This window comes from Pseudolysinimonas kribbensis, assembly GCF_030161895.1.
Classification (GTDB): domain Bacteria; phylum Actinomycetota; class Actinomycetes; order Actinomycetales; family Microbacteriaceae; genus Pseudolysinimonas; species Pseudolysinimonas kribbensis.
In genome coordinates this window covers 981,448-993,567 of the sequence record NZ_BSVB01000001.1, presented here as the reverse complement: position 1 = coordinate 993,567, position 12,120 = coordinate 981,448, and the positions used below count along the sequence as shown (strand labels likewise).

The following is a 12,120-nucleotide window of genomic DNA, read 5'->3' as shown; positions in this document are numbered from 1 at the left end:
CACCGACGGGGAGGCCGGTCGAACCGGCCTCCCCGTCGCCATTCCGGCAGCGCTGCCGGCGCACATAGATTGGCTCCCATGAAGCTCGAACTCCGCGGCATCACCAAGCGGTTCGGCGCTCTCACCGCGAACGACCACATCGACCTGACGGTCGAGCCCGGAGAGATCCACTGCCTGCTCGGCGAGAACGGAGCGGGCAAGTCGACCCTCATGAACGTGCTCTACGGGCTCTACCAGGCCGATGAGGGCGAGATCCTGCTCGACGACGACGTCCAGCACTTCTCCGGCCCGGGCGACGCGATGAACGCCGGCATCGGCATGGTGCACCAGCACTTCATGCTCATCCCCGTCTTCACCGTCGCCGAGAACGTCATGCTCGGCCACGAGCCGACGCGACTCGGCGGGCGCCTCGACCTCGCGGCGGCGCGCGCCAAGGTGCGCGAGATCTCCGAGCGGTTCGGCTTCGACGTCGACCCCGACGCGGTCGTCGAGGAGCTGCCGGTCGGCGTCCAGCAGCGGGTCGAGATCATCAAGGCACTCTCGCGCGACGCGAAGGTGCTCGTGTTCGACGAGCCCACCGCGGTGCTGACCCCGCAGGAGACCGACGAGCTCATGGCGATCATGCGCCAGCTCCGCGACACGGGTGTCGCGATCGTGTTCATCACGCACAAGCTGCGCGAGGTGCGCGAGGTCGCCGACCGGATCACGGTGATCCGGCTCGGGAAGGTCGTCGGAGAGGCGCAGCCCACGGCGAGCAACGCCGAGTTGGCGTCGATGATGGTCGGTCGTGCCGTGGACCTGTCGATCCACAAGGACCCACCGAAGATCGGAGCCGAGGCGTTCGTCGTGCACGACCTGACGGTCATCGATGCGGCGGACCAGGTCGTGGTCTCCCACGTCGGGTTCACCGTCCACGCCGGCGAGGTGCTGGCGATCGCCGGGGTGCAGGGCAACGGGCAGACAGAGCTCGTCGAGGCGATCCTCGGCGTGCAGAACAGGGTCGAGGGCTCCATCCGGCTCGACGGCCGCGAGCTCCTGGGCCGCAGCGTGGGCGGGGTGCTCGATGCGGGCGTCGGCTTCGTGCCCGAGGACCGCACCGACGACGGCCTCGTCGCCGAGTTCACGATCGCCGAGAACCTCATGCTCGACCGGTCGACCGGTGCCCCGTTCGTGCGCGGCGGCACCCTGCAGCTCACCGAGCTCGAGAGGTTCGCCGAGGAGAAGATCGCCGAGTTCGACATCCGCGCCCAGGGCGTCACCACGCACGTCGGGCGCCTGAGCGGCGGCAACCAGCAGAAGGTCGTGCTCGCGCGCGAGCTGAGCCGCGAGCTGCGGCTGCTCGTGGTGTCGCAGCCGACACGCGGGCTCGACGTGGGTTCGATCGAGTTCGTGCACACCCGGATCGTGCAGACCCGCGACTCCGGCATCCCGGTGGTCGTCGTCTCGACCGAACTCGACGAGGTCGTGACCCTCGCCGACCGGATCGCCGTGATGTACCGCGGCTCGATCGTGGGCATCGTGCCCGGCGACACGTCGCGCGAGGTGCTCGGCCTCATGATGGCCGGCGAGAAGCCGGCGGAGGTGGCCGCATGACCGACGTCGGCACGGGATCGGCCGGCGGGGCCGAGCCGATCCACTCGCAGTCGTCGAAGCTCGACACGATCGAGCCGGGCCAGCAGCCCAACGCCCGGCGCGATCCGGAGGCGCCGTTCGGCAACAACCTGCTCCGCGAGATCATGTCGGGCGGGGCGGTGCTCACGGTGCTGGCGATCGTGCTCGCCCTCGTCGTCGCGGCGGTGCTCATCGCGGCGACGGACTCCGGCGTCCAGGCCGCCGCCGGCTACTTCTTCGCCCGCCCGAGCGATCTGTTCGTGGCGGTCTGGAACGCGGTCAGCGGCGCGTACGTGTCGCTGTTCCAGGGGTCGATCTGGAACTTCCAGCGCACCGGGTTCCTCGTGCAGATCGCGCCGCTCATGAGCACGCTGACCTTCGCCACACCGCTCATCGCGGCGGGCCTCGGCGTTGCTCTCGCCTTCCGCGTCGGCATGTTCAACATCGGCGGCCGCGGGCAGCTCATCATCGGCGCCGCGGTCGCGGGCTGGATCGCATGGTCGTTCCCGATGCCGCCGGTCATCGCCTTCCTCGTCGCCACGATCGGCGGTCTTGTCGGCGGCGCGCTGTGGGGGGCGATCGCGGGCGTGCTGAAGGCGACGACGGGCGCCCACGAGGTGATCGTCACGATCATGCTCAACTACGTCGCGTTCTACCTCGTGGCGTACGGCCTGCGCACGCAGGGTCTGCTGCAGGCGCACGGCTCGAACAGCCCGGTCTCACCGGGCGATCTGCCCAACGCGACCTACCCCAAGCTCAGCGATCTCATCACCGCGCTCGGCGGGCCCGCGACCTCGTACACGGTGAACATCGGATTCCTCCTCTCGATCGTGGCGACGGTGGCCGTCTGGTACCTGTTCAGCCGGTCGAGCACCGGATTCCGCTTCCGGGCCGTGGGCGAGAACCCGCGGGCCGCGCGCACGGCGGGCATCAACGTCAAGTGGGTGTACACCCTCGCGATGATCTTCTCCGGCGCCCTCGTCGGCCTCGCCGGCGCCGATCAGGTGCTCGGCACGACGACCACGGGCTTCAACTCGGGCGTCGATGCCGGCATCGGGTTCAGCGCGATCACGGTCGCGCTTCTCGGTCGCTCGCGGCCGTGGGGCGTCTTCTTCAGCGGCCTGCTGTTCGGCGCGCTGCAGGCGGGCGGTTACACCATGCAGGCGCTGCAGCAGATCCCGATCGACATCGTCGACGTCATCCAGTCGGTGGTCGTGCTGTTCATCGCGGCGCCGCCGCTCGTGCGGGCCGTGTTCCGGCTGCCGAAACCCGGGTCCACCCGGAGGGTGCGGCGAACGCCCGCAGCCGTCGCCGAAGGGAACGTCAAGTGACGACCGCCACGCTGACCCCGTCCGCGGCGCCGATCGTGCACGAGAAGGTGATCGTGCGCAGCCTCAAGGTGCCGATCATCCTCGACGTCTTCGCGATCGCCGCCCTCGTCTTCGCGTTCGGGATCCCGCGCCGGGGGCAGAGCTCGTTCCGGCTCTCGACCAGCACCGACTTCTTCCAGATCCCCACCGTGGTGCTGCCGACGGTCGCGACCGTCGTCACCGTGGCGATCCTGCTCGTGGTCGTCGCGATTCTCACGCACCTGCTCGTCGCGTTCTCGTCGCGCGGGCGCTCGCCGCTCTGGCTGAGCGCCGTGTTCACGGTCCTGTTCCTGTTCCTGTTCCTCACCTGGGCGGGCGCGGATCTGCGCGGCATCCCGATCCCGGGTCTGCTGGTCGGCGGGCTGGCTCTCGCGACGCCGCTCGTGTTCGGCTCGCTCGGCGGCGTCCTGGGCGAGCGCGCGGGCGTGGTCAACGTCGCCATCGACGGGCAGCTGCTGTTCGGCGCCTTCTCGGCCGCGCTCGTCGGCTCGGCGACGCACTCGCCGTGGGCGGGGCTCGTCGCGGCGATCGTCGCGGGGGTGCTCGTCTCGTGGGTGCTGGCGGTGTTCGCCCTGCGCTACTGGGTCGACCAGGTCATCGTCGGCGTCGTGCTCAACGTGCTGGTCGGCGGCCTCACGAACTTCTTCTACACGAAGGTGTTCGCGCAGGTGCCGAGCCTCAACCACACCACCAAGTTCGACACCATCGATATCCCGGGGCTCTCCCAGATCCCCATCATCGGGCCGGTGTTCTTCCAGCACACGATCATCATCTACATCATGTACATCGCGGTGTTCGTGGTCTGGTACGCGCTGTTCAAGACCCGCTGGGGTCTGCGCGTCCGCTCGGTGGGCGAGCACCCGCAGGCGGCCGACACGGTGGGCATCAACGTCAACCGCACGCGATTCTGGACCGTCACCGTCGCTGGTGCGGTGGCCGGGATCGGCGGGGCCTTCTACACGCTCGACTCGGTGTCGAAGTTCGACAAGGACATCACGCAGGGTGCGGGCTTCATCGCGCTGGCCGCCGTGATCTTCGGCCAGTGGCATCCGATCAAGGCGGCGCTGGCCGGGCTGCTGTTCGGCTTCGCGGAGAATCTGCAATCCACGCTCGGCATCATCGGCTCGCCCGTGCCGAGCGAGTTCCTGTTGATGCTGCCGTACGTCGTCACGATCGTCGCGGTCGCCGGGCTGGTGGGGCAGTCGAGGGCCCCGGCGGCCGACGGCACGCCGTACATCAAATCGTGAGTCCCATCGACGACGGCGCCATCGACTGGGACGGCCTCCGTGCCGCGGCGAACGAGGCCGCCACCCACGCGTACGTGCCCTACTCGCGCTTCCCGGTCGGCGCGGCGGCGCTCGTCGACGACGGTCGCGTCATCTCAGGCTGCAACGTCGAGAACGCGTCGTACGGTCTGACCCTGTGCGCCGAGTGCGCCCTCGTCTCGTCCCTGCACATGACCGGCGGCGGCAAGCTCGTCGCGTTCACGTGCGTCGATGGGGACGGCGCGACGCTCATGCCGTGCGGCCGCTGCCGGCAGCTCCTGTTCGAGCACTCGGCCGAGGGCATGCTGCTGGAGACCGTGTCGGGCATCCGGACCATCGACGAGGTCATCCCGGACGCGTTCGGTCCCCGCACGCTCGAGAAGTACCGCGAGGAGCATTAGATGGTCGAGCAGTTCGACGTCGTCGACCTGATCAAGACGAAGCGCGATCGCGGCTCGCTGAGCACCGCGCAGCTCGGCTGGCTCGTCGACGCGTACACCCGGGGCTACGTCGCCGACGAGCAGATGTCGGCCATGACGATGGCGATCTTCCTCAACGGGATGTCGCGCGACGAGATCCGCGACCTCACGATGGCGATGATCGCCAGCGGCGAGCGGCTCGACTTCTCCGGTCTGTCGAAGCGAACCACCGACAAGCACTCGACCGGGGGCGTCGGCGACAAGATCACGCTGCCGTTGGCGCCGCTCGTCGCGTCGTTCGGCGTCGCGGTGCCGCAGCTGAGCGGCCGGGGGCTCGGCCACACCGGTGGCACGCTCGACAAGCTCGAGAGCATCCCGGGCTGGCGGGCGAACCTCACGAACGACGAGTTCATGGCGCAGCTCGAATCGGTGGGCGCCGTGATCTCGGCCGCCGGATCCGGGCTCGCGCCCGCCGACGGCAAGCTCTACGCACTGCGCGACATCACCGGCACGGTGGAGGCGATCCCGCTCATCGCGTCGTCGATCATGTCGAAGAAGATCGCCGAGGGCACCGGGGCCCTCCTGCTCGACGTGAAGTTCGGCTCGGGCGCCTTCATGCAGGATCCGGCTCGGGCGCGCGAGCTGGCCGAGACGATGGTGGCGCTGGGGCAGGATGCCGGGGTCGCCATCCGGGCCCTGCTCACCAACATGAACGTGCCGCTCGGCCGCGCGATCGGCAACGCCAACGAGGTGCGCGAATCGGTCGAGGTGCTCGCGGGCGGCGGACCGGCCGACGTCGTCGAGCTGACCGTCGCGCTCGCGCGCGAGATGCTCGAGCTCGCGGGAGTGCCGGATGCCGACGTCGAGGCGGCGCTGGGCGATGGGCGGGCGATGGACGCCTGGCGCGCGATGATCGCGGCGCAGGGCGGCGATCCGGATGCCCCGCTGCCGATCGCGAGGAGTCCGAGACGGTGCGCGCCGACCGCGCCGGCGTCGTCGTCGCGATGCCGGCGCTCCCGTTCGGGATCGCGGCGTGGCGGCTCGGCGCCGGTCGTGCGCGCAAACAGGACCCGGTGCAGCACGCCGCCGGCATCGACCTGCACGTCAAGCCGGGCGACGCGGTCGCGGCGGGCGACCCGCTCTTCACCCTGAGCGCCGACGAGCCGGAGCGCTTCGCCCGCGCCCTCGAGGCGCTCGCCGGCGCCTACCGCGTCGGCGCCCCGGGCGACCCCGTCGACGACGGCGGCCCGCTCATCGCGGCCCGCATCCCGTAACCCTCTCGCGAGGTGACACCTTTCGTCGCCTCTCGCCCTCGCTCGGCGACATCAGCTGCCCCCTCACGTGGTCGTGCGGGTGCGCATGAGGCGCTCGAGGTTCCGGATGATGCGGGTCGTATCGGCCAGGTCGGGGTCGGCTGCGCGCGTCACGTGCCATCCCTCCTCCTCGAGGCGGGGAACCCGTTGCAGGTCGCGATGCCACTGCGCGGCATCGGTGCGATGCTGGTCGCCCTCGTATTCGAGCACCATCCGGTATTGCGGCCAGCAGAGGTCAACCCGGGCGACGAATGCCCCCGACCGCGAGCGGATGACCGGATTGACGACGGGCGCCGGCAGGCCCGCGGACAGGATGCGCATCCGGATGACGCTCTCCGCCGGCGAGTCTGAGCGATCGCTGAGGAGGGGAGCGCGGCGTGACGATTCCGCCGCCCGCGCCGTCCGGGATGCCGTCGCGCGACCGCTCGCACCTCCGCGAGGCCGGCGAGCGGGTCGCGACGCCACAGCACCCGATCGCCGGCCGCAACCAGGTGCTCGAGGTCGAGGATCGTCGCGAGATCGCACCAGGTGCGCGCGGGGCTCGTGACGCGGAGGCCATCGAGGTCCACGAGGTCCCGGGGTCGATCTGGAGATGGTGGCTGATCACGCCTGCCATGCGGGCGCCGCGACGATCAGTCGGGCGGGCGACGTGGATCGCGAGCCCGCCGCGCGCGACCGGCAGCCCCCAGAGCTCGGCGGCCGTCGCGTGGGAGAAGAAGGCGTCGGGCGGCGCGAGCTCCCGATAGGCGAGGCATCTGCGCCGCACGTCGTCGATGCTCGACGTGGTCCTGACACCTCGGAACGGCGTCTGGAGATCCTGGCGGCGAAGGCGCTCCGGATGCACGCCCCGCGCCCTCGCGGCACTGACGCTCCACACGGGTCCCAGTTCCGGGGGCAGCGGCGCGGGTCGCATCCCGAGACTCTGCGCCTCGCCCCCAGCCCGACATCCCCTTCCCTGCCCACTGTGCACTTCCCCACGCACCCGACTCTGTGCACGGCTCGTGAGGTGACAGTTTTCGTCGGATCGGACGCCCGTCACCCGACGAAAAGTGCCACCTCACGAGAGAGCGGGGTCGCCGAGGTTGCGGATCGCGTCGATGACGAGAGCCCAGAAGCGGGCGTGGTCGAGCTCGAGCGCGACCTTCGTGCGAGTGCCCGCCGGCGCGGGCCCGCGCAGGTCGACGACGGTCATGCCGAGCGTGTGCTCGCCGCGCATCTCGACGACGATGGGCGCCGGCACCGCCCGCACGATCGTCGGGTCGATCACGTAGGCGACCGCGCACGGGTCGTGCACGGGCGGGTGCTCGAAGCCCTGCACCTCCTTGTAGCTGGAGGCGAAGAAGTCCATGACCTCGTCGGCGAAGCGCGCCGGTCCGGTGCCGATCGCACGGATCGCCGCCACGACGTCGTCGGTCGCGAGCGCCTGGTGGGTGAGGTCGAGGCCGACCATCGTCACGGGCCAGCCCGCCTCGAAGACGATCGCCGCGGCCTCCGGGTCGACGACGATGTTGAACTCGGCCACCGCGCTCCAGTTGCCCAGGTGCGCGCCGCCGCCCATGAGCACGACCTCGCGCACCCGGTCGACGATGGCCGGCTCGAGCCGCAGCGCGAGGGCGATGTTGGTGAGCGGGCCGGTGGGCACGAGCGTGATCTCGCCGGGCTCGGCGGCCATGACCGTGTCGATGATGAGCTGGGCGGCGTGCCGCGGGTCGAGCTCGAGCGTCGGCTCCGGCAGGACGGGGCCGTCGAGTCCGGAGTCGCCGTGGATCTCGCCCGCGACCTCGACGGGACGCAGCAGCGGGTGCGCCGCCCCTCGCGCGAACGGGATGCCGGCGATGCCCGCGATCCGCGCGATCGACAGCGCGTTGCGGGTCACCTTCTCGATCGTCTGGTTGCCCCCGACCGTCGTCACGGCGACGAGATCGATCTCGGAGGAGCCCCACGCGAGCAGCAGGGCGATCGCGTCGTCGTGGCCGGGGTCGCAGTCGAGGATGATCTTGGTCGGCATCGCTCCAGCCTAGCGCGATCTGCGTATATGAAAGTCAGGTTCATATATGCGAGACTGCCCGCATGACGCCGACCCGTGCCGACACCGACCTCGCCGATCGCGGCGCCGACCGCGTGCGCTGGATCCGCTCCCGGATGCCCCTGCTCGCCGCCGCCCGCGAGGCGTTCGCCGCCGACCGCCCGTTCGCCGGGCATCGCATCGGCATGTCGCTGCACCTGGAGCCGAAGACGGCCGTGCTGCTCGAGACGCTCGCCGCCGGCGGAGCGGAGCTCGTGGCGACCGGCAACCACGGCTCGACCCAGGACGACGTCGTCGCGTTCCTCCGCGGCCTGGGCATGACCGTGTTCGGCGCCCGCGACGACACGATGCAGCAGCACCACGCGAACGTCGCGGCCGTGCTGGATGCCGAGCCCGACATCCTGCTCGACAACGGCGCCGACCTCGCGGCCGGTGCGATCTCGCGCGGCGGGGACGCGCTCGAGCGCCTGGTCGGCGGCACCGAGGAGACGACCTCGGGCGGCGACCGGCTGCGCGGCGAGCTCGCCGGCCGCGTGCCGTTCCCGGTCATCGTCATCAACGACTCGCTGCTCAAGGCGATCGGCGAGAACAAGCACGCGGTCGGCCAGTCGGTGGTCGAGAGCTTCATGCGCCTGACCAACCTCATGGTGCCGGGCCGCCGGTTCGTCGTCGCGGGCTACGGATGGTGCGGCCGCGGGGTGGCGCACTACCTGCGACAGCTCGGCGGCAAGGTCGCCGTGGTCGAGGTCGACGAGCTGAAGGCGTTCGAGGCGGCGCTCGACGGGTTCAGGGTCGGGGGCACCGAGGCGCTGAACGGCGAGTTCGCCCGCTGGGGCGAGGTCTTCATCACCGCGACCGGCCACGCCGACATCCTGACCCCCGCCTTCTTCGAGGTCGTGGCCGATGGCGCCGTGCTCGCCAACTGCGGCCACTTCCCGTGGGAGATCGACGTCGCCGCGCTGAAGGCCGGCGCGAGCGGGGTGGAGCGCCTCGACGACGCGATCGAGCGCGTGGACCTGCCCGACGGCCGGCACGTCGTGCTGCTCGCGGACGGGCGCATGATGAACCTCGCCGGGCGCGAGCCCAAGGGCAACTCGCTCGAGGCCATGGACCTCGGATTCCTGCTGCAGTCGCTCTCGCTCGAGCGCGTCGCGCGCGACCCGGGCTCGCTGCGCGACGGCGCCCAGCCCGTGCCCGACGAGATCGACCGCGAGATCGCGCGCCGGATGCTCGCCGCGATGGGCGCGGACCGGTGATCGCCGACACGGCGACGAGGGGCTGACACGGTGTCCGCCGACTACGCCGTCCCGGCCCTCGACAAGGCGTTCGACGTGCTCGAGCTCGTCGCCTCGAGCCCGCACCCGCTCGCCCAGAACGAGATCGCGGAGGGCACCGGCCGCACGGTCGGCCAGCTGTTCCGGGTGCTGGTCGCGCTCGAGGCGCGCGGCTGGCTCGTGCGCGACGAGGACTCGGGCCGCTACACGCTCTCGATGGCGGCGTTCGATCTCGCGCACCGGCAGCCGGCGATGCGCGGGCTGCTGGTCGCCGCGACACCCGCGATGCGCGAGCTCGCGGATCGGCTGCGGCAGTCGTGCAACCTGAGCGTGCTCGACATGGCGGCGGTGCGGGTCGTCGCGCAGGCGGAGAGCCCGGCCGACTTCGGCTACCGGGTGCGGGTCGGCGCCCTGTTCCCGCTGGAGAGCGCGACCGGCACCGTGCTCGTGGCCCTGGGCGACGCGGACGTGCGGGCGCAGTACGACGCGCGACTCGATCCAGGAGGTCGCGGCGGCCACGCGGGACGGGATGCTGCGCCGCGCCGACCCCGTGCAACCGGGCATCACCGACGTCGCCGTCGCGGTGCGCGACCGTCTCGGCGTCGCGCGCGCCGTCCTCACGGTGCCGTATGTCTCCACCTCGCTGAGCGCCCACGGCATCGACGACGTGATCGAGCACGCGCGGGTCGCGGCGGGCCGGATCTCCGAGCGGATCATCGGGGTCGGCGCGATAGGTTGAGGGCATGAGCGACGCCAGCGACGACGCCGCGCTGCCCGGCAGCCGCGTGCCCCTCCGTGAGCTGCCCAAGATCTCCCTGCACGACCACCTCGACGGCGGTCTGCGGCCCCAGACGATCCTCGAGCTCGCCGATGCGATCGGCTTCGAGGCTCCCGCCCCGGACGCCGCCGCACTCGGCGCCTGGTTCGCCGCGCAGAGCGACTCGGGCTCGCTCGTCGAGTACCTCAGGACCTTCGACGTCACGCTCGCCGTCATGCAGACGGCCGAGGGCCTCACCCGCGTGGCGCGCGAGTTCGTCGAGGACCTCCACGCCGACGGCGTCATCTACGGCGAGATCCGCTGGGCGCCGGAGCAGCACCTGACGCGCGGGCTCTCGCTCGACGCGGCGGTCGAGGCCGTGCAGCACGGGATCGACGAGGCCGTCGACGCGGTGGATGCCGCGGGCGGCTTCATCCGGGCCGGCCAGCTCGTGAGCGCGATGCGGCAGAACGACCGCGGGCGCGAGATCGCGGAACTCGCGCTGCGCCACCGCGGGCACGGGGTCGTCGGGTTCGACACCGCGGGACCGGAGGCCGGGTTCCCGCCGAGCCGCAACCGCGCGGCGTTCGACCTGTTGGCATCCGAGTGGATGCCGGTCACGATCCACGCGGGCGAGGCGGACGGTCTCGACAGCATCCGCTCCGCACTCCTCGACGGCCGCGCGCTGCGGCTCGGTCACGGGGTGCGCATCGCCGAGGATGTCGAGATCTCCGACGGCGAGGCCGGGCTCGAGGTCACGATGGGCCCGCTCGCGCAGTGGGTGCGCGACCGGGGCATCGCGCTCGAGACCAGCCCGAGCTCGAACCTGCAGACCGGAGCGATCGCGCAGTGGGGCTCCACGATGGGCGACCACCCGTTCGACCTGCTGTACCAGCTCGGCTTCCGGGTCACGGTCAACACCGACAACCGGCTCATGAGCGCGACGACGCTCACCCGCGAGCTCGCCCTGCTGGCCGACGCCTTCGGCTACGACATCACCGACGTCGAGGCCTTCCAGCTGAACGCCGCCGAGGTCGCGTTCCTCCCGCTCGAGGATCGCGAGGAGCTCGTCGAGCGGATCGGGGCGGGGTTCGGCCGCTGATGGAACTGCCCGCCCTGCCCGACGACGCGGTCGAGCTCGGAGCCACGGTCGCCGATTGGCGTGGGGCGATCGAGCTCGCGGGCTCCGTGCTGACCCGGATCGGTGCGGCGCGCCCCGGGTACACCGCGGCGATGGTCCACATGGTGCAGGAGCGGGGTCCGTACATCGTCATCGCGCCCGGGCTCGCGCTCGCGCATGCGCGCAGCGACGTGGAGGTGCAGGCCGACGGCCTCGCGGTGGTGACGCTCGCGCAGCCGGTCGCGTTCGGGCATCCGCACAACGACCCGGTGCGCGTCGTGCTCGCGCTCGCCGCCGCCTCGCCGGAGCGGCACCTGCCGATGCTCGCGGCGATCGCCAACGCCTTCAACGCACGGGGTGCCGTCGAGCGCATCGCCGCGGCGACGACGGCGGCCGAGGTGCGCGCCGCGCTCGGGGCTCAGACGCCGGCCGGATAGCCGGTCGCGTAGAGCGCGGCGGCGGACCCGGTGCGCCCGAGATCGCCGGTGGCCAGCAGGTCGAGCAGCAGCCCGCGCAGCACGGCGAGCTGGAGAGTGGCGGCGATCGGATCGCGCTCCGGGATGATCAGGGCGAGCCAGTCGTCGACGGTGCGCGCCGCCCATCCGGCCCACAGTCCGTCGGGCTCCGCGATCGACAGCGCGTAGCACTGCGTCCAGAGCGCCATCAGCCGGCGATGCCCGGGGTCGCTCAGCCAGGCCCAGACGGCGGCGACCGAGGTCGGTCCGTTCGCGCCGAGCGCCCCGAGTTCGTCCGCCCGGGCTCGCGCGAGGATCTCCCGGATGAGCCCTTCCTTCGAGCCGAACAGGAACAGGAGCACGCGCGGGCTGCTGCCGATCGCCGTCGCCAGCGGGCGCAGCGAGAGGCCGATCAGCCCGTGCTCGAGCACGTACCGGTAGGAGAGCTCGCGCAGCTCGCCCCGGCGCGCGGACTCCGGATCGGGTTGCGGTGCCGCCATGCCCTCAGCA

The 12,120-nt window shown here is 71.5% G+C and carries 12 protein-coding genes and 1 pseudogene; 10 read left to right on the top strand and 3 right to left on the bottom strand.

What is annotated here, in order from left to right; genetic code table 11:
- The first annotated feature begins 78 nt into the window (after positions 1 to 78).
- From QQK35_RS05470 to QQK35_RS05450, 5 genes and pseudogenes are all read left to right on the top strand, one after another.
- A complete protein-coding gene (locus QQK35_RS05470) occupies positions 79 to 1,593 on the top strand; it encodes an ABC transporter ATP-binding protein (RefSeq protein WP_284253285.1) in 1,515 nt (504 codons plus the stop codon).
- Positions 1,590 to 2,942 carry an ABC transporter permease gene (locus QQK35_RS05465; protein WP_284253284.1) on the top strand — a complete coding sequence of 451 codons (1,353 nt, stop codon included), beginning with the start codon at positions 1,590 to 1,592 and terminating at the stop codon, positions 2,940 to 2,942. Before QQK35_RS05470 ends, QQK35_RS05465 begins: the two co-directional genes overlap by 4 nt.
- The gene (locus QQK35_RS05460; RefSeq protein WP_284253283.1) at positions 2,939 to 4,228 is read left to right on the top strand and encodes an ABC transporter permease; all 1,290 of its coding nucleotides are present in this window, start codon (positions 2,939 to 2,941) and stop codon (positions 4,226 to 4,228) included. The genes QQK35_RS05465 and QQK35_RS05460 overlap by 4 nt, the downstream gene beginning before the upstream one ends.
- Positions 4,225 to 4,647: a cytidine deaminase gene (locus QQK35_RS05455; protein ID WP_284253282.1), complete on the top strand. Its 423-nt coding sequence runs from the start codon at positions 4,225 to 4,227 to the stop codon at positions 4,645 to 4,647. Before QQK35_RS05460 ends, QQK35_RS05455 begins: the two co-directional genes overlap by 4 nt.
- Positions 4,648 to 5,939, top strand: a pseudogene (locus QQK35_RS05450) (thymidine phosphorylase).
- Between the two features lie 63 nt (positions 5,940 to 6,002).
- Here the strand turns inward: QQK35_RS05450 and QQK35_RS05445 are convergent.
- Positions 6,003 to 6,299: a DUF559 domain-containing protein gene (locus tag QQK35_RS05445; protein WP_284253281.1), complete on the bottom strand. Its 297-nt coding sequence runs from the start codon at positions 6,297 to 6,299 to the stop codon at positions 6,003 to 6,005.
- A gap of 56 nt (positions 6,300 to 6,355) precedes the next feature.
- On the opposite strand from QQK35_RS05445, the gene QQK35_RS05440 reads away from it, so the two are divergent.
- A complete protein-coding gene (locus QQK35_RS05440) occupies positions 6,356 to 6,724 on the top strand; it encodes a hypothetical protein (RefSeq protein WP_284253280.1) in 369 nt (122 codons plus the stop codon).
- 311 nt (positions 6,725 to 7,035) lie between these two features.
- On the opposite strand, the gene uriH is transcribed toward QQK35_RS05440, so the two are convergent.
- A complete protein-coding gene (gene uriH, locus QQK35_RS05435) occupies positions 7,036 to 7,986 on the bottom strand; it encodes a uridine-preferring nucleoside hydrolase UriH (RefSeq protein WP_284253279.1) in 951 nt (316 codons plus the stop codon).
- A 62-nt stretch (positions 7,987 to 8,048) separates the two neighbouring features.
- Between uriH and QQK35_RS05430 the strand changes: the two genes are divergently transcribed.
- Genes QQK35_RS05430 through QQK35_RS05415 form a run of 4 tightly spaced genes read left to right on the top strand, consistent with a single transcriptional unit; the run spans position 8,049 to position 11,592 of the window.
- The gene (locus QQK35_RS05430) at positions 8,049 to 9,260 is read left to right on the top strand and encodes an adenosylhomocysteinase (RefSeq protein ID WP_284253278.1); all 1,212 of its coding nucleotides are present in this window, start codon (positions 8,049 to 8,051) and stop codon (positions 9,258 to 9,260) included.
- Between the two features lie 30 nt (positions 9,261 to 9,290).
- Positions 9,291 to 10,025: an IclR family transcriptional regulator gene (locus tag QQK35_RS05425; RefSeq protein WP_284253277.1), complete on the top strand. Its 735-nt coding sequence runs from the start codon at positions 9,291 to 9,293 to the stop codon at positions 10,023 to 10,025.
- Positions 10,022 to 11,137: an adenosine deaminase gene (locus QQK35_RS05420; protein ID WP_284253276.1), complete on the top strand. Its 1,116-nt coding sequence runs from the start codon at positions 10,022 to 10,024 to the stop codon at positions 11,135 to 11,137. Before QQK35_RS05425 ends, QQK35_RS05420 begins: the two co-directional genes overlap by 4 nt.
- A complete protein-coding gene (locus QQK35_RS05415; protein ID WP_284253275.1) occupies positions 11,137 to 11,592 on the top strand; it encodes a PTS sugar transporter subunit IIA in 456 nt (151 codons plus the stop codon). Before QQK35_RS05420 ends, QQK35_RS05415 begins: the two co-directional genes overlap by 1 nt.
- On the opposite strand, the gene QQK35_RS05410 is transcribed toward QQK35_RS05415, so the two are convergent.
- Complete coding sequence (locus tag QQK35_RS05410) at positions 11,574 to 12,110, bottom strand: TetR/AcrR family transcriptional regulator (RefSeq protein WP_284253274.1); 537 nt, start codon at positions 12,108 to 12,110, stop codon at positions 11,574 to 11,576. The genes QQK35_RS05415 and QQK35_RS05410 overlap by 19 nt on opposite strands.
- Between the last annotated feature and the right edge of the window lie 10 nt (positions 12,111 to 12,120).

Bases quoted from the DNA above. Each gene is read 5' to 3' on its own strand.
- QQK35_RS05470 (WP_284253285.1), top strand. From the start codon at position 79: ATGAAGCTCGAACTCCGCGGCATCACCAAGCGGTTCGGCGCTCTCACC.
- QQK35_RS05465 (WP_284253284.1), top strand. From the start codon at position 1,590: ATGACCGACGTCGGCACGGGATCGGCCGGCGGGGCCGAGCCGATCCAC.
- QQK35_RS05445 (WP_284253281.1), bottom strand. From the start codon at position 6,299: ATGCGCATCCTGTCCGCGGGCCTGCCGGCGCCCGTCGTCAATCCGGTC.
- uriH (WP_284253279.1), bottom strand. From the start codon at position 7,986: ATGCCGACCAAGATCATCCTCGACTGCGACCCCGGCCACGACGACGCG.
- QQK35_RS05430 (WP_284253278.1), top strand. From the start codon at position 8,049: ATGACGCCGACCCGTGCCGACACCGACCTCGCCGATCGCGGCGCCGAC.
- QQK35_RS05420 (WP_284253276.1), top strand. From the start codon at position 10,022: ATGAGCGACGCCAGCGACGACGCCGCGCTGCCCGGCAGCCGCGTGCCC.
- QQK35_RS05415 (WP_284253275.1), top strand. From the start codon at position 11,137: ATGGAACTGCCCGCCCTGCCCGACGACGCGGTCGAGCTCGGAGCCACG.
- QQK35_RS05410 (WP_284253274.1), bottom strand. From the start codon at position 12,110: ATGGCGGCACCGCAACCCGATCCGGAGTCCGCGCGCCGGGGCGAGCTG.